Below are 16,382 nucleotides of genomic sequence, written 5' to 3'. Positions count from 1 at the left end.
CTTGTAATACAAGTAAGAATTATCTAAACGGATTAATTGTTTTTTTTTAAATTTTAAGATACCAAACATAAATGAGGGAAATCATGTTTCGCTACAATTTCGATGAAAAATTGAGTTTTAGAAAAGCGATATATTATGAGTTTGATCCCATTAAGCTCCCCAAAACTTTTCAAGATGGTACCGGTGGGCTTGGGCAATTCGCTCCTGAAAGAGGATGTATCGAACTGCATGATTCAGAAGGATTCGTTGCCCACTATTTAGCAATAGATAAAACCTTTATCCACACTATTTTACCTTTGATCTTAACGGGAGAATCTCGTTCATTTAATGAATGGAGAAACTTTTTATATTGGAAGGTAAGAAATAGTGGCAGCCAAAGTGAAAAAGCAGTTTGTTTAGGAAAAATGGATACTCTGATGCTGGATCTCCTAGCACAACGCAAAAATATGCCACTACACCGCTTCCTCGGTGCAGAGAAGGATTGGGCTAAGGCTTATAAAGGTGGGGGATCCATTTTACTTGACGATTCGGAGCTTGTTGATGACATGCAACGCTACGTCAGTGAGGGATATACCACTGTTAAATTCAAAGTCGGTAGTGACAACATGGAGCGAGATTTACAACGTATTGATAAAGTTCGAACCGCACTTGGGTCAGATATCGAAATTGCAGTAGATGCCAACCAAAAATGGGATGTGCAAACCGCAGTTCAATTCGCAGAGCTGACAGAATCTTTTAATCTAGCTTGGTTAGAAGAACCGATCCACGCAAATGATATGAATGGTATCAAAGAGTTAAAAGAAAGAGGGGTCAAAGTTCCTCTAGCGTTTGGCGAATCGATGCGTATTAATTACGAATTTGAAATATATGCCGAGAAAGGGGTTGATGTTTTACAGCCGTCGGTTGGTCGCATGACAAGAATAGATGATTTAATTGCTATTAGAAATTTATCCCGTGAAAAAAATCTGCGATTCATGTCGGGAGGACGTGTTTATCTATGCGCCTTATTTGGCACATTATTTAATGAAGATGAATTAATTGAATTTCATGAACCTATTAGCCAACCGGTTTGTGAATATGCACTCAATATTCCTGAAGAACGAAATGGGAGATTTTATTTACCTACCAATATTCCAGGCAATGCTCAGAGATTAAATATAGAAAAGCTAGAAAGAGATGGCCTACTTAAATTAAAACAATATTTTTATAACAACTAATAACACTTATTTACCCTACAAGGATTTTAATTATGAAGAACAAAGCTATTTTAGGAGCTGCACTATTACTGACTTTATTCTCCACAACAGGATGTTTTGATAATAAATCAGAAACTCAAGTAGAAACATCAAAAAACACCCCACAAGTGCAGCAAGATACCTCTCTAGCTTGGACTGATAATACTGTAACCTTATATATTCCAGGAAAGCCGGGAGGTGGTTCTGATCTTACGACTCGATTTTTATCAAATGGCTGGTCAGACAAAACGGGAATGAATTTCGCAGCTAAAAACTTTAATAGCACGGTTGCCAGTTTTACACAGCTAGCAAATAAAAAGCCAAATGGCTTAACATTAAGTGAAACCCATTCTGCACTCTTTACTCAATATGTCACTGGCTCGTCTGATGTTGACCCACTTAAAGATATAACACTTATTGCCCATATGGGAAACAATGGCTTACGAGCAATAGCAGTACGCACCGATGCGCCCTACAACACTTTTGCTGAGCTTGTCGAATATATGAAAGCAAACCCCAATACGGTCAAAGCGGGTATTTCACCTAATGGAACTACTCAGTTTTTATTAGGCACACTTGAGCATAATTTAGGCATAAAGTTCAAATATGTAGAAGCCTCTCAAGAGACAGACCGCTTAACGAGTCTTGCTGGCGGGTTTATTGATTTAGGAACAGTATCTCTCGCAAATGGTGAAGAATATGAACAAGCTGGAAAATTAAAGATCTTAGGCACCGTTGGTGCAAATGGCGCCGTGATCGATGATTTCATGCCTACTGCTCCTGAAAACTATAAAACTCTGCAAGAGATGGGTTATGAAAAATCTTATGCCGTAACCAACTATTACGTCATAGGGCCAAAAGGCATGGACTCTGCATTGGTTGAGAAAATCAATATGTCACTAAAAGACTTAGCCAATAAAGACAACCCTTATTACATCGGAATGAAAGGTATGGGGCAAATGGCTCAATGGCATTCAGTAGAAGAATCAATGGCTAATTTCAAAGATGAATATGAAAGTAAAGCTGCCGTAGCAAAATCTTTAGGTATATACAGAGAAGAGTAATTCATCATGATATTAAAAAATGACCAAATTATCAGTCTACTTTTTCTTGTTTTGGCAATTGTATTCCTAATTTTTGTTAATGATATAGAGATACCTAAAAACCTGACTGAACCCGGACCAAGAATTATGCCTGTTATATCGATAACATTAATGATTATTTGTTGTATAGGCGTATTTTTTGAATCAATAAAGAATAAAAATCAAAGCGAAAAGCCATTTTTGTCAAGAGATGGGTGGAGGAGATTATTTTTCATGTCGGCTCTATTAATCACTTATTCTCTTGGGCTTATGTACTTTGGATTTTTAATTACCACACCATTTATGGCTTTTGCTTTAATAAACATGTTCAGTGGTGATAAAAAAATATCAATATTAATAGGAGTAGTTGCATCAATGATCATAACCTCATCGATCTATGTCCTATTTTCCGTAGGCTTTAATGTCATGTTGCCACCAGGCATATTATTCGAATAAATCGGAGGTCTTATGGACGCATATCTCTCTAGTTTATTGCTCTGCTTAGAGCCTTTAAATTTGATGCTCATCCTAATTACAGCTGTGGTAGGTTTAATATTTGGTGCAATCCCCGGGCTAAGCGCGGCAATCGGCATCTCTCTATTATTACCAATGACAATAGGGATGGATACCACCCAAGCATTTTGTATGCTGTTATCTATGTATATAAGCGGTGTATCCGGCTCTTTCATTGGTGCGACTTTGATTGGGATCCCAGGAAGTTCATCATCGATAGCCACAACATTTGATGCATATCCAATGACAAAAAATGGACAGGCAACTCGCGCACTAACGATTGGTATTTTAGCCTCATTTTTTGGGACGATTGCCTCTATTATCATTGCAACTTTTCTTAGCCCTATTATTGCAGACCTTGCATTACAACTAGGCCCATGGGAATACGCAAGTTTATGTTTTTGTGCAATAACACTAGTAGCAGCCCTATCCCAAGGCAGCATGTTTAAATGCTTGTTGGCAACATCCATTGGCTTGCTGATCGGATGTATTGGTATGGATAAAGTTTCAGGAGTCACACGTTATACCTTTGGTACTCACGAATTAGATGGTGGCATCAGTGTCATTGCCATCACACTAGGTATTTTTGCTTGTCGACAAATTTCCATGAACTTTGCAAAAGGCGACCAAGAATTACCAGAAGTCAAAGATGGTAACTTTAAAGGTCTTGGCATATCGATTGTTGACATTACACGCCATATTGGTGCCATCATCCGCTCATTCTTTATTGGCTTATGGGTCGGTTTTTTACCTGGGATGGGCTCTGGCGTATCAAACATGATTGCTTATGCACATGTGAAATCAAGTAATAAACATCCTGAAAAGTTTGGTAAAGGGTACCCAGCTGGTATTTGGGCATCAGAAGTGTCTAATAATGCATCAATTGGTGGTGCAATTATTCCAATGATTGCATTAGGGATCCCTGGTGACAGTATTACCGCCATGCTCTTAATCGGCTTAATGATCCATGGCTTGCAGCCGGGCCCTCTCATGCTGACGTCTAACCCAGACATCTCTTATTTAATTTTTGCAGGCATTCTAGTTTGTTGCTTAATCGTTTTAACCATGCAGTTATTAACAAAACGTTGGTTCCCTTTATTACTCAAAATTCCGTATCACTATTTATATGGCACTATTTTGATAGTTGCATTCATCGGGGCATACGGTACAGCTAATAGCATGTTTAGCATCTATGTCATGCTCGGTTGCTGCTTATTAGGTGTAGTGATGGAAATAGCCAAGCTCCCAACGAGCCCATTTATTCTCGCATTCATTTTAAGTAAGAGCCTAGAAGAATACTTTAGAAAAGGGGTGAGCTATGCCGATGGCGATTATTCAATGTTCTTAACACGCCCAATTTCATTGATGTTCATTTCTATTGCTGTCATTAGCATCTTATGGCCATTAATAAAAAAATATCGCGCTAATAAAAAGCAACAAACGGCCGGTTTAAACCTATAGACAGGACATCATTATGAATGAAAATAGCTACCCAAATCGCTTTAAACAATCGCTGAAGAACAAAGAAAAACAAATTGGCTGCTGGAGTGCTTTAGCCAGCCCAATAACAACAGAAATATTAGGCCTAGCAGGGTTTGATTTTATCTTATTAGACGGGGAACACGCTCCAAATGACATACAAACATTCATCCCACAACTCATGGCACTAAAAGATAGTCAGAGCATTCCTGTGGTACGACCGCCGGTGAATGATCCTATTGTCATGAAGCGCTTACTCGATATTGGATTTTATAACTTTATTATTCCGTTTGTAGAAACCAAAGAAGAGGCAGAGTTGGCTGTTTCTTCAACTCGTTATCCACCCGAAGGTACACGAGGTGTATCGGTTGGACACAGAAGTAATGGATACGGGACCATTAACGACTACTTCCAGAATATTAATCAAAATATCAGTGTTATTGTCCAAATTGAAAGTCAAAAGACATTAGATAATTTAGAAGCCATTTTATCGTTAGAAGGTATTGATGGTGTCTTTGTCGGCCCCAGTGATCTCGCTGCCGCTTTAGGCCATTTAGGTAACCCGAATCATCCTGAAGTTCAAGAGGCTATCAAATCAGTTTTTAATCAAGCGAAAGAGGCCAATAAATCAGTAGGAATTTTAGCACCAATTCAAGCAGATGCTGAACGCTACCTAGAGTGGGGAGCCAATGTCGTTGCCGTCGGTAGTGATTTGGGCGTATTTAAAAATGCAACTCAGCAGTTGTGCCAACACTTTTTAAATAAGTAACGAGGGAGAAATAATGATGAAAATTGGATTTATCGGTTTAGGTATCATGGGTAAGCCGATGAGCAAAAACCTAATAAAAGATGGCTATTCATTAATCGTTCTTGACCGCGGTAAAGATGATATAAAAGAGCTCGTTGAAGCTGGAGCAGAAACAGCAACCTCACCGAAAGAAATCGCTCAACGTAGTAATGTCGTTATTACGATGTTACCTAACTCCCCTCACGTCCAAGAAGTCGTATTAGGTGATAATGGCTTAATCGAAGGCGCAAAGGAAGGCCTTGTCCTTATTGATATGAGCTCTATTGCCCCATTAGCAAGCCAGGAAATCAGCAAAGCACTAGCGAACAAAGGCGTTAAAATGCTTGATGCACCGGTCAGTGGTGGTGAACCTAAAGCTATTAATGGCACACTCTCTGTTATGGTTGGTGGAGACAAAGCGACTTTTGAGCAATATTATGATGTCATGAAAGCCATGGCAGATTCTGTTGTCCATACTGGTGACATTGGCGCTGGGAATGTCACCAAATTGGCGAACCAAGTTATTGTTGCTTTAAATATCGCTGCCATGTCAGAGGCTCTGGCCCTTGCAACAAAAGCAGGAGTGGAGCCTGAACTTGTCTATCAAGCTATTCGAGGGGGGCTCGCGGGCAGTACCGTTTTAGACGCAAAAGCCCCCATGATCCTCGACCGTAATTTTGAACCTGGATTTCGTATTGATTTACACATCAAAGATCTCGCTAACGCATTAGATACATCACATGGTATAGGCGCTCAACTGCCACTGACCACACAAGTTATGGAAATGATGCAAGCACTCAAAGCCGATAACCTTGAAACAAAAGATCATTGTGCCCTTGCATTGCATTACGAAAACTTAACTAAAGTAACCATACAGCGTTAAAGCCCCCTCCTCTAAGCAAGCATCTAACAGCTACCGATTGGGTAGCTGTTTGGTTTTATGGCCCCACACTAGTAACCTGTTGAATACTTGAAGTTCCCACCTCAATTTTTAATTGAACGATAAAATTGTGACTACCTCGCCTACCGACACGAAAAATACGCCACAACTTCTATCAAACTGTCCAAAATCTTAAGTTTTTAACCCACCAAAACCTCGAAGATAAGCCTATCAACATTATCGAGGTTTACCGATGTCTAAAAACATAATTGCTGTCGATCTAGGCGCTTCTAGTGGCCGAGTGATTTTGGCCAAAGTGGCCTCGCAAAAGATCGAATTATCTGAAATTCATCGCTTTGCCAATCAGCTCATTTCTCGTAATGGGCATGATTGCTGGGATCTAGACGCGTTACTGGCGCACATCAAGCAAGGCATCGATAAAGTTTTACAGCAAGGCATCAAGCCTGATTCTATCGGTATTGATACTTGGGGCGTTGATTTTGTACTACTAGATAAAAACAGAAAACCACTCGGTGATTTCGTGGCTTACCGTGATAAGCGCACTCAAGGTGTGATGGAAACCTTTTTCGCTGAGCAGATGTCAAAGCAAGACGTGTATGCTGAAACTGGCATCCAGTTTTTATCGTTCAACACCTTGTACCAACTCCGTGCAATCAAACAAAGCAATCCAGCTTGGTTCAAGGATGTCGAACGTTTGTTGTTTATTCCTGATTACCTTAACTACCGCTTAACAGGCGTGCAAAACTGCGAATACAGTAACGCTTCCACCAGCCAATTACTCAATTGCGAAAGCAAAAGCTGGAGCAAGAAACTGCTCAATGCGATTGATATTCCAAGCCATTGGCTGCTCGAACCCCAATTACCCAACCATGTGATTGGCCATTACGAGACAAAAGAAGTGCAAATTCCTGTGGTTTCAGTGGCGAGCCACGATACGGCATCAGCGGTAGTCGGCGCGCCTTTGCAAAATGAGAACACGGCGTTTTTAAGCTCTGGCACTTGGTCTTTAATGGGCATTGAGCGTCTTGAACCTATCATCAATGCACACACCACAGAATTAGAACTAACCCATGAAGGTGGCGCAGAAGGTCGCTTCCGCATCTTAAAAAACATCATGGGCATGTGGTTAGTCCAACGCCTGCAAAATGAATTTTCACAGTTTAGCTTTCCACAACTGGTGGATATGGCCAAATTAGTGACCCCATTTCGTTCGTTGATTAATCCTGACGATCAGCGATTCCTCAATCCAAGTTCAATGCGCGCTGAAATCCAAAACTACTGCCGCGAAACCTCTCAGCCAATTCCTGAAACTATTGCTGAGCTTTCGCGCTGTGTTTACGACAGCCTAGCCTTGAAATACCGCAAAGTATTCCAAGATTTGCAAAGCATCAGCCGTGTTGAACTTGACTCTATCCACATTATTGGCGGTGGTGCCAATAACAAATTCTTAAACCAATTATGCGCCGATGTTTGCCACACTCCGGTTCAAGCAAACCCAACTGAAGCCTCTTCACTTGGCAATATCGTGTGTCAATTGGTGGCCTTAAACGCCATCAACAACATCACTGAAGGTCGTGAACTTATTCGCCAATCCTTCCCTATCGACAGCTATACGCCACAGCCGATAGCGCACTTACAACAAGCTGTAGACACGTTTACTCAGCTACTCACTCTTACTGCAAGAAAATAAGGCTTAATCCAATGAACAAAACTGATATTGAAACCGCATACAACATCGCCAAACGACAATTTGCTGAACTTGGCATAGATACGGATAAAGCCATTGCTAAAGTCAATGACATCCCAATCTCGATTCATTGCTGGCAAGGCGACGATGTACGTGGTTTTGAAAACCCAGATCAAGAATTAAGTGGCGGCATTCAGGCCACCGGTAACTATGTTGGCCGTGCTCGTTCTGCGCAAGATTTACGTCAAGACCTCGACAAAGCGTTCTCATTAATTCCTGGGGCTAAGCGCTTAAACCTACACGCGATTTATTTAGAATCCGACACGCCGGTTGATCGTGACAAAATTGAACCAAAACACTTTGCAAATTGGGTGGAATGGGCGAAAAAAGAACAAGTAGGCTTAGACTTCAACCCCTCTTGTTTCTCACATCCGAAAAGCGATGATGGCTTCACTTTGTCGCACCACGATGATGAAATCCGTCAATTCTGGATCGATCACTGTAAAGCCAGTCGTAAAATTTCTGAATACTTCGGGAAAGAGTTAGGCACGCCTTCAGTGATGAATATCTGGGTTCCTGACGGCATGAAAGATATGCCTGCAGACCGCCTTGCTCCTCGTAAGCGTTTGATGGAATCTCTAGACGAAATCATCTCTGAAAAGATCGACACTCAATACCACAAAGACGCAGTAGAAAGTAAGTTGTTCGGCATTGGCGCAGAAGCCTACACCGTCGGTAGCAACGAATTCTATATGGGCTACGCCACCAGCCGCGGGATCCTACTTTGCTTAGATGCGGGTCACTTCCACCCAACCGAAGTGATTTCCGACAAAATTAGTGCCTGTTCTTTGTATGTCGATGAATTCATTTTGCACGTCACCCGCCCAATGCGCTGGGACAGTGATCATATCGTATCGTTTGATACTGAAACGCAAGAAATCGCCAAAGAAATTGTTCGTCATGGCTTATTTGATCGCGTCAACGTTGGCCTTGATTTCTTCGATGCCTCTATCAACCGCATCGCGGCGTGGGTGATCGGTACTCGTAACATGCGTAAAGCACTTCTAAAAGCGGTACTTGAGCCATCCGACAAACTTAAAGCCCTTGAGGTTGCTGGCGACTACACCACGCGCCTAGCACTAATGGAAGAGTCTCACTCTAACGCATGGGCGGCGGTTTGGGATTACTACTGCCTACAAGCGGGCGTACCTGTCGGAGCAGATTGGCTGCAAGATGTGAAACATTACGAAGAAGCCGTTTTATTACAACGCTAACCCATCACTAAGAGGATAACTTGATGATACGCAAAGCATCGGTGATGACGTTAAAACCAGGCTGTGAGGCCGAGTACCAAAAACGTCATGATGAGTTGTGGCCAGAAATGGAACACATGCTCAAAACCCATGGCGCACATAATTACTCGATATTTCTGCACCCAGACACGTTACAGCTGTTTGCGTATGTCGAAATTGAATCGGAAGCACTTTGGCAGCAAACCGCTCAGACGGAAGTATGCCAACGTTGGTGGGCGTATATGACCGATATCATGGCCACCAATCCGGATAACTCCCCCATCGCCACCGAGTTATATCCGGCCTTTTATTTAGCATAAATCAACCAAAGTGAGGGCCAGTCTCTCACTTTGATTTAAGGAAAAACCATGACTCAAATCTTTTTAAATGAAGCAGTAAAACGAGAAATCGATAAAGTTTCAGAAGCCGCGCAATACCTTTGGCAACGTGAATGGGCAGAACGCAACGGCGGTAATATTTCTGTCGATGTCACAGAGATCTTTGGCGAATTACCTCCTAGCTTAGACAGTTTTCCACACTGCAAATTATCTATGGTTGGGGATGACCAATTTCCCAAAGAAAGTGCAGGCCACATTTTCTTTGTAAAAGGCACTGGCGAGCGTATTCGCGAACTCGATCAACCTCAATTAGCCGGCTGTATTTTACGTATCGATGACGATGCGCAGGGCTATCACATTTTATGGGGCGGTCGCGATTTGCCTGATTACGCGCCGACGAGTGAGTTCATCTCACACGTTGAGATCATTATGCAAAAACAGCAAGCGGGCTCCGCTGATCGCTGCGTGGTTCATACCCACCCAATTGAGCTGATTGCCCTATCGCACCATCCTAAATACGCCCATGATGAAGAGCTGTACACTCATGTCTGCTGGCAGATGATCCCAGAAGTGCGCGCATTCGTACCACGCGGTATTGGCATCGTGCCGTATTGCATGCCTGGCAGTAAAACCATGGCGGATGGCACCAAAGAAAAACTGGCTAAACACGATGTAGCGATCTGGGAAAAACACGGTGCGGTTGCGACAGGTGTCGATGCGCTGACGGCGTTTGATTTCATTGATGTCGCCAACAAGGGCGCAAAACTGTTCCTAATGTGCCTTGCCAGTGGCTATGAACCTGAAGGGGTCAGCAAACAAGCCATGCACGAATTAAAGGAAACCTTTGGGCTATAACATTCAATTAATCTAACCAATAAGCACCGCTTTCTTTGAGACGGTGCTTTTGTCATGTTCTTGGTCGTGACAGCAATTTTTTGGTAGTGACAGCAATCACAGTTCAGAAAAACTTAACAGACGCAGATTTTAAGAGTCGATCTTAGTCAAATACAGATCGTGAAAATTACTATAAAACACCATTTTATTTTTAATCTTAGCTGGGCAGAAAAGTAATGAAACTGAACGTCAACGATTTCTTTTCCAACACAGAAAGAGCCATTACGACGGAATTGCGCACGCCGCAAGATAACTTTCCTGAACATAGTCATGATTTCCAAGAGTTGATCATCGTCTCACAAGGCAGCGGCACTCATGTTATCAATGATATTCCTGACAGCTTAGAGCAAAACCACGTCTGCTTTATCAGCCCACAAGATCGTCATTTATTCGAAAATGTCGATAATTTATATCTAAGCAACATCTTGTTTCGTAAAGACGCGCTTAGTTTGCCAGCAGGACTCAATGATTATTTGCCGCAAGGGTATTCCGACCATAAAGGTTGGCATATTAGTAATCAAGCGATGCAGAAGGTGAGTCACTTAATCCAAACGCTTGATACCGAAGTGCATCAACCACAACGTGATTCTGAATGGATGGCACAAGCCCTGTTTCAACAATTAATTGTCGAGTTACACCGAGGCAAATTGGCCCCGCTAGAACACGCCTCAATGGATGATAAAACGCTACAAGTTTTAGATTGGATCAAAGCCAATTATCACCAAGAGTTCACCATTGGTGAAGTCGCGGATCAGTTCCAGCTTTCATCACGCACCTTGAGCAGAAAGATCAAGCAAATCACCCACCAATCGTTTAATAACTACTTACACCAAGTACGCATTAACCAGGCAATGCAACTGCTGCAATATTCTGATTTATCGGTCACGGATATCGCCTTTAAGGTCGGCTATTCCGATAGTAACTACTTCAGTACTAAGTTCAAAAAGCTCATGAATAAATCACCATCAGAATTCCGATAGTTTACGTCCAACACCTCATCCATCGATGGCCAAATTCACTTGGCCATTTTTTATATCGAAGCCACCTCTAGGAGCCAATTTCAGCAAGATGACGGTTTTGTGATTCTGAATACACAAACTTGTCATTTCGGACAACAAAAATTCAAGCTTGGCATTTTTGCAAAGGTGCGCCAAACGGGGCTATGACATGATTTCGTCGAAATAAAACGAATGCGCCAGTTTAAATAAGATGAATTAAACACAGCGTTCATACTAATAAAAAGTGGGGGTCTGTATGTTCAAGCGTACAGCAATAACGAAATGTATCTTACTATCTGCAGTGCTTTTGCCATGTGCACTGCCAGCTTCAGCGGCGACCATTCTCAGGCTTGCCTACGCTGAAAACAGCCAACCGGTCAAAGATGCGCTGCAATACCTAGGTAAAGCCGTAGAAGAAAAAACCAATGGTGAAGTTAAAGTGCAATTTTTTCCTGATGGTCAACTCGGCGGCGAACGTGAACTGGTCGAAATGACACAAGTCGGTGTGGTTGACATCACTAAAGTGTCATCCGGCTTAATGGAAAGTTTTTCTCCGGTTTACGGGGTATTTTCACTGCCATATCTATTTGAAAGCCAGCAATCTTTCTACAAGGTGATGGAAGATCCAACCATCATGAATACCGTTTATCAATCGACCGAACATCTTGGATTTACTGGTGTTGGTTGGTATGACTCCGGTGCTCGCAGTTTTTATATGAGCGAAAAACCGGTGCAATCATTGGCGGATTTAAAAGGTAAGAAAATCCGCGTAATGCAAAGCGAAACTTCCATCCGCACGATGAAATTACTCGGAGCATCACCTATCGCTATGGGGCAATCTGAAGTATATACCTCATTACAACAAGGCATTATTGATGGCGCAGAAAATAACGAATTTGCACTCACCATTGCCCGTCATGGTGAAGTGGCACCTTACTACACCTACGACGAACATACGCGCATTCCTGACATTGTTCTCATGAGCAATATGACTAAAAAGAAACTCACGCCAACCCAACTGCAAGCCTTAGAAGAAGCCGTAAAAGAATCGACTGAGTTGGAAAAAGCGAAATGGGCCGATGAAATGAATAAAACTCGCCAATTGGCCGAAAGCGAATTTGGCGTGAAGTTTTTCCATGTTGACCATGCTGAGTTTAAACAAGCCGTTCAACCTATTTACGATGATTTGCAATCCAAACCTGAGCTGTACTCACTGTACCAAAAAATAAACCAAATTCAGTGATCGCTAAGTTTCTGACTCACTTTTCACGCAACACACCAACTTGCGCTGAAAGCTGAGAACTAGGAAGGGAATAACATGAACAAAATTAGAACCATTTTAGATAGAAGCATCGAGGCCTTTGGTTGCCTTGCGTTGCTTATCATGGTCGCGGTTGCCTGTTGGCAGGTGATCAGCCGCTATGTATTTAATTCACCAAGTACCTTTTCTGAAGAGTTTCTACGCTTTGCTCTGATTTGGGTATCCTTGATTGGTTTAGCTTATGTGTCAGGCAAACAAGAACACATTAGCTTGACCTTATTTCTTGATAAGTGCCCACCACATTTAATCCATATCTGGAAGATCGTGTTGCAAGTAGTATTCATCGGTTTTGCGGTGTATGTCCTTATCATTGGTGGCTGGAACGTTTCATCCATCACTATGTACCAAATTTCACCGGTACTCCAAGTCTCGATGGGTAAAGTCTATTACGCACTGCCAGTGTCTGGCGTGTTAGTCATTATCTACTCATTGCTGAATATCGCTGATCTGATTAAACAAGGTCAGACTCAACAAACTGATGGCGTTGCCAAAACGTCTTTGGAAGGTCAAAAATGATTGATCCAGTTTTAGCTTCCTTCACACTTATTTCCGTTTTTGTGGTGCTACTGATATTAGGCACACCAATCGGCTTATGTATTGTTATCTCTTCGACTGCGACTATTTTAATGGCGCTCGACTTTAACCTCGCCATGTTCGCAACAGCGCAAAAAATGTTCTCTAGCTTAGACAGTTTTGCTTTGCTAGCCGTACCATTTTTCATTCTCTCAGGGGTGATAATGAATAACGGCGGCATCGCCACACGCTTGGTGAACTTTGCTAAATTGTTCACTGGCCGTGTCCCTGGTTCTCTGTCTTATACCAACATTGCTGGCAACATGATGTTCGGCGCTGTATCAGGCTCAGCCATTGCTGCATCAACCTCAATTGGTGGTGTAATGATCCCGATGAGTGCCAAAGAAGGCTACAACCGTAACTTTGCTTCTGCGGTGAATATTGCTTCTGCACCCACTGGTATGTTGATCCCGCCGACAACGGCTTTCATCTTATATGCGCTTGCCAGTGGTGGTACATCGATTGCCGCTTTGTTTGCAGGCGGTTTAGTCGCGGGCAGTTTATGGGGCATTGGCTGTATGGTTGTTACCTACTTTGTCGCCAAGAAAAACAACTACCGCGTTTTCTTCCCTCTACAAAAAGGCGTGGCAGCCAAAGTGACCAAAGATGCATTACCAAGCTTATTATTAGTGGTGATTGTGGTCGGCGGTATTGTGCAAGGCATCTTCACTGCCATTGAAGCCTCAGCGGTTGCTGTGGTTTACACCGCTTACTTAACTTTAGGTTTATATAAAACATTAACGCTAAAAGATCTGCCAAACATCTTCACACAAACCTTTGTGATGACAGGTGTGATCATGTTCTTACTGGCAACATCGTCTGCTATGTCATTCTCTATGTCTATTACCAGCATTCCAGCGGCATTAAGTGAATTGATTTTAGGCATATCTGACAATCCACTCGTGATCATGTTGGTTGTGACCGTATTCCTATTAGTCGTTGGCGCCTTTATGGACATCGGCCCTGCAATCTTAATTTTCACACCGATTTTATTACCAATTGTGAAGCAAGTCGGCGTTGACCCGGTTCACTTTGGTATCTTGATGGTCTTTAACCTAGCGATTGGCACCATTACCCCACCGGTAGGTAGTGGCCTATATGTCGGTGCCAGTGTTGGTAAAGTCAAAGTTGAAGATGTCATCAAACCGCTTGTTCCATTTTATATCGCGATTTTCATCGTGCTATTGCTCATCACATATTTACCGAATTTAACGCTTTTCCTGCCTAAGTTATTAGGTGTGATGTAATTTTATCGAGGTTTTTACAATGCAAGTATTTCCAGTAAAACACAATGCTCTTCTTCGTCGTCCTGTCCGTACTCACGAAAGAAGCCACGTAGTAGAAAAAATCAACCGTTTGATCGACAACTTAATCAACATTAAAGATGAAACTGGCGAGTTCTTACTGCACTTAGATGATGGCCGCACCATTGACACCAAAGGCTGGGCTGGTTGGGAGTGGACCCACGGCATTGGCTTATATGGCATGTATAAATACTACCAACAAACCAATGATCAGCAGGTTCTAAAAATCATTGATGATTGGTTCCAAGACCGCTTCTCGGAAGAGCAAGCGACTAAAAACGTCAACACAGTGTGCCCGTTTTTAACCCTGGCTTATCGCTACGAAGAAACCGGCGATCAAAGCCTACTCCCTTATTTAGAAACGTGGGCTGAATACGTAATGTATGAAATGCCTCGCACTGAAAACGGCGGTATTCAGCACATCGTTTATAACAGTGAAAACACTCAGCAAATGTGGGATGACACATTAATGATGAGCGTGATGCCGTTAACTAAAATCGGCCTACTGTTGAACAAGCCTGAATATGTGGAAGAAGCGAAATACCAATTCTTAATTCACATTAACTACTTGATGGATAAGGAAACCGGCACTTGGTTCCACGGCTGGACATTCGACGGTAAACACAACTTTGCCAATGCGCGCTGGGCTCGTGGTAACAGCTGGGTCACGATTGTTATTCCTGATTTCTTAGAATTATTAGATTTGCCAGAGCACGATGCTTATCGCCGTCACTTAATCCATGTGTTAAATCGACAAGTGGAAGCCCTAGCTCAAAGCCAAGCTGAAAATGGCCTTTGGACTACGTTACTCGATGATCCAGATTCTTATGTTGAATCCTCAGCCACAGCAGGCTTTGCTTACGGCATTTTAAAAGCGGTACGTAAACATTATATCGATCCTAAATACGCACCAATAGCCCACAAAGCCGTAGATGCGCTAATTAAAGACTATATCAATGAAGATGGTGAGTTAATCAATACTTCATTCGGTACCGCCATGGGCAGCGATCTTGATTACTACCGTGAAATACCATTAACTTCAATGCCTTATGGCCAAGCGATGGCAATTTTATGTTTGTCTGAATATTTGAGAACGTATTTGTAAATTACTAATCACACCAAAGAACCATAAAGCGCTATGAATTTAGTGTTTTATGGTTCATTTATAAATTACTCCCCACTGTCAATCTTGATCATCACCGCATCTGGTCGCCAATATTCAAATTCGCAATCCATGAGCTCACCATCTTGTTTATAATTCACGCGGCAAATTTTCAAGATAGGTTGCCCTTCTGATAACCCCAGTGCTTTCGCTACATGCTTTGGTGCGGAGGTTGGAAATACTTCAAATTTTGATCTTTTTGTTTGATAGCCGTAAGTATTGCTAAAAAGATGAGTCAATGAGGTAGCAAGGTCGAATTCGAGAATATTAGGGAAAAGTTCTGATTTTAAGCAGTTTTCCACCAGCAATACCGCTCGATCATCGATAAATCGAACACGCTCAATAATATGAATAGAAGACAGTGAATCAATCTCAAGCGCTTGTGCATATTCACCATAAGCAATATCAGTTCGAACTGTCACTAATTCTGTACGTGCCTGGCGGTGCTGCTCTTGTACCATTTTTTCAAAGTGGCTGCGTGATAACGGGTTATAGCAGATCCTCGGCGGTGAAACATACCAACCTTTTCTACCTTCACGATAAATCAGCCCTTCTGTTTCTAATGACACCAACACGTCTTTGATGGTAATTCGAGTCGTGTTGAATAATTCACTCAGTTCACGTTCCGATGGCAGTTTGCTGCGTCGTCCCAATGTTCCACTCGAAATCCTATCTTTAATAATGCTTTTTATCTGTCCTAATCGTGTCATTGATGTCTTTCACTCGCAGAAAATGGCTTTCTGATCTAGTCCAATATTTAAGCCCTTACTCTACTGTCGGTTTATAACAAATCCGTGACAGTAAAAGGCACATTCT

The 16,382-nt window shown here is 42.2% G+C and carries 16 protein-coding genes; 15 read left to right on the top strand and 1 reads right to left on the bottom strand.

The genetic code is table 11. The features are described from left to right. The first annotated feature begins 83 nt into the window (after nt 1–83). From Vgang_RS12595 to bglB, 15 genes are all read left to right on the top strand, one after another. Entirely contained in the window at nt 84–1,217 is a 1,134-nt protein-coding gene (locus Vgang_RS12595) for an enolase C-terminal domain-like protein (protein ID WP_211293960.1), read from the top strand. A 32-nt stretch (nt 1,218–1,249) separates the two neighbouring features. After that, the gene (locus Vgang_RS12590) at nt 1,250–2,299 is read left to right on the top strand and encodes a tripartite tricarboxylate transporter substrate-binding protein (RefSeq protein ID WP_105901201.1); all 1,050 of its coding nucleotides are present in this window, start codon (nt 1,250–1,252) and stop codon (nt 2,297–2,299) included. 6 nt (nt 2,300–2,305) lie between these two features. Then, entirely contained in the window at nt 2,306–2,773 is a 468-nt protein-coding gene (locus Vgang_RS12585; RefSeq protein WP_105901200.1) for a tripartite tricarboxylate transporter TctB family protein, read from the top strand. Between the two features lie 12 nt (nt 2,774–2,785). Next, on the top strand, nt 2,786–4,291 hold the full coding sequence (locus Vgang_RS12580) for a tripartite tricarboxylate transporter permease (RefSeq protein ID WP_105901199.1): 1,506 nt from the start codon (nt 2,786–2,788) through the stop codon (nt 4,289–4,291). Between the two features lie 13 nt (nt 4,292–4,304). Then, nucleotides 4,305–5,078, top strand: coding sequence for a 2-dehydro-3-deoxyglucarate aldolase (garL, locus tag Vgang_RS12575; protein ID WP_105901198.1), 774 nt, complete (start codon nt 4,305–4,307; stop codon nt 5,076–5,078). Between the two features lie 13 nt (nt 5,079–5,091). Continuing rightward, nucleotides 5,092–5,979 carry a 2-hydroxy-3-oxopropionate reductase gene (garR, locus tag Vgang_RS12570; RefSeq protein WP_319952102.1) on the top strand — a complete coding sequence of 296 codons (888 nt, stop codon included), beginning with the start codon at nt 5,092–5,094 and terminating at the stop codon, nt 5,977–5,979. 250 nt (nt 5,980–6,229) lie between these two features. Continuing rightward, a complete protein-coding gene (gene rhaB, locus Vgang_RS12565; protein WP_105901196.1) occupies nt 6,230–7,687 on the top strand; it encodes a rhamnulokinase in 1,458 nt (485 codons plus the stop codon). Between the two features lie 11 nt (nt 7,688–7,698). Continuing rightward, entirely contained in the window at nt 7,699–8,958 is a 1,260-nt protein-coding gene (locus tag Vgang_RS12560) for an L-rhamnose isomerase (RefSeq protein WP_105901195.1), read from the top strand. Nucleotides 8,959–8,981: 23 nt separating this feature from the next. Next, on the top strand, nt 8,982–9,296 hold the full coding sequence (gene rhaM / locus Vgang_RS12555; RefSeq protein ID WP_105901194.1) for an L-rhamnose mutarotase: 315 nt from the start codon (nt 8,982–8,984) through the stop codon (nt 9,294–9,296). 48 nt (nt 9,297–9,344) lie between these two features. Further along, a complete protein-coding gene (gene rhaD, locus Vgang_RS12550; RefSeq protein WP_105901193.1) occupies nt 9,345–10,169 on the top strand; it encodes a rhamnulose-1-phosphate aldolase in 825 nt (274 codons plus the stop codon). 215 nt (nt 10,170–10,384) lie between these two features. Further along, nucleotides 10,385–11,188, top strand: coding sequence for a helix-turn-helix domain-containing protein (locus tag Vgang_RS12545; protein ID WP_105901192.1), 804 nt, complete (start codon nt 10,385–10,387; stop codon nt 11,186–11,188). 274 nt (nt 11,189–11,462) lie between these two features. Then, a complete protein-coding gene (locus Vgang_RS12540) occupies nt 11,463–12,449 on the top strand; it encodes a TRAP transporter substrate-binding protein (protein WP_105901191.1) in 987 nt (328 codons plus the stop codon). A 75-nt stretch (nt 12,450–12,524) separates the two neighbouring features. Beyond that, complete coding sequence (locus Vgang_RS12535; protein WP_105901190.1) at nt 12,525–13,043, top strand: TRAP transporter small permease; 519 nt, start codon at nt 12,525–12,527, stop codon at nt 13,041–13,043. Beyond that, a complete protein-coding gene (locus Vgang_RS12530) occupies nt 13,040–14,347 on the top strand; it encodes a TRAP transporter large permease (protein ID WP_105901189.1) in 1,308 nt (435 codons plus the stop codon). The genes Vgang_RS12535 and Vgang_RS12530 overlap by 4 nt, the downstream gene beginning before the upstream one ends. A 19-nt stretch (nt 14,348–14,366) precedes the next feature. After that, nucleotides 14,367–15,509 (top strand): beta-galactosidase BglB, encoded by a 1,143-nt coding sequence (gene bglB, locus Vgang_RS12525; RefSeq protein ID WP_105901188.1) that lies wholly within the window; start codon nt 14,367–14,369, stop codon nt 15,507–15,509. Between the two features lie 65 nt (nt 15,510–15,574). On the opposite strand, the gene Vgang_RS12520 is transcribed toward bglB, so the two are convergent. Continuing rightward, a complete protein-coding gene (locus tag Vgang_RS12520; protein ID WP_105901187.1) occupies nt 15,575–16,276 on the bottom strand; it encodes a UTRA domain-containing protein in 702 nt (233 codons plus the stop codon). Between the last annotated feature and the right edge of the window lie 106 nt (nt 16,277–16,382).

The sequence above is a fragment of the Vibrio gangliei genome (assembly GCF_026001925.1).
Taxonomy (GTDB): domain Bacteria; phylum Pseudomonadota; class Gammaproteobacteria; order Enterobacterales; family Vibrionaceae; genus Vibrio; species Vibrio gangliei.
This window is presented reverse-complemented; position numbering and strand designations above follow the sequence as displayed.

Bases quoted from the DNA above. Each gene is read 5' to 3' on its own strand.
- rhaM (WP_105901194.1), top strand. From the start codon at position 8,982: ATGATACGCAAAGCATCGGTGATGACGTTAAAACCAGGCTGTGAGGCC.
- bglB (WP_105901188.1), top strand. From the start codon at position 14,367: ATGCAAGTATTTCCAGTAAAACACAATGCTCTTCTTCGTCGTCCTGTC.
- garR (WP_319952102.1), top strand. From the start codon at position 5,092: ATGATGAAAATTGGATTTATCGGTTTAGGTATCATGGGTAAGCCGATG.
- Vgang_RS12560 (WP_105901195.1), top strand. From the start codon at position 7,699: ATGAACAAAACTGATATTGAAACCGCATACAACATCGCCAAACGACAA.
- Vgang_RS12590 (WP_105901201.1), top strand. From the start codon at position 1,250: ATGAAGAACAAAGCTATTTTAGGAGCTGCACTATTACTGACTTTATTC.
- Vgang_RS12535 (WP_105901190.1), top strand. From the start codon at position 12,525: ATGAACAAAATTAGAACCATTTTAGATAGAAGCATCGAGGCCTTTGGT.
- Vgang_RS12545 (WP_105901192.1), top strand. From the start codon at position 10,385: ATGAAACTGAACGTCAACGATTTCTTTTCCAACACAGAAAGAGCCATT.
- rhaB (WP_105901196.1), top strand. From the start codon at position 6,230: ATGTCTAAAAACATAATTGCTGTCGATCTAGGCGCTTCTAGTGGCCGA.
- Vgang_RS12520 (WP_105901187.1), bottom strand. From the start codon at position 16,276: ATGACACGATTAGGACAGATAAAAAGCATTATTAAAGATAGGATTTCG.
- Vgang_RS12595 (WP_211293960.1), top strand. From the start codon at position 84: ATGTTTCGCTACAATTTCGATGAAAAATTGAGTTTTAGAAAAGCGATA.
- Vgang_RS12530 (WP_105901189.1), top strand. From the start codon at position 13,040: ATGATTGATCCAGTTTTAGCTTCCTTCACACTTATTTCCGTTTTTGTG.
- Vgang_RS12580 (WP_105901199.1), top strand. From the start codon at position 2,786: ATGGACGCATATCTCTCTAGTTTATTGCTCTGCTTAGAGCCTTTAAAT.
- Vgang_RS12540 (WP_105901191.1), top strand. From the start codon at position 11,463: ATGTTCAAGCGTACAGCAATAACGAAATGTATCTTACTATCTGCAGTG.
- garL (WP_105901198.1), top strand. From the start codon at position 4,305: ATGAATGAAAATAGCTACCCAAATCGCTTTAAACAATCGCTGAAGAAC.
- Vgang_RS12585 (WP_105901200.1), top strand. From the start codon at position 2,306: ATGATATTAAAAAATGACCAAATTATCAGTCTACTTTTTCTTGTTTTG.
- rhaD (WP_105901193.1), top strand. From the start codon at position 9,345: ATGACTCAAATCTTTTTAAATGAAGCAGTAAAACGAGAAATCGATAAA.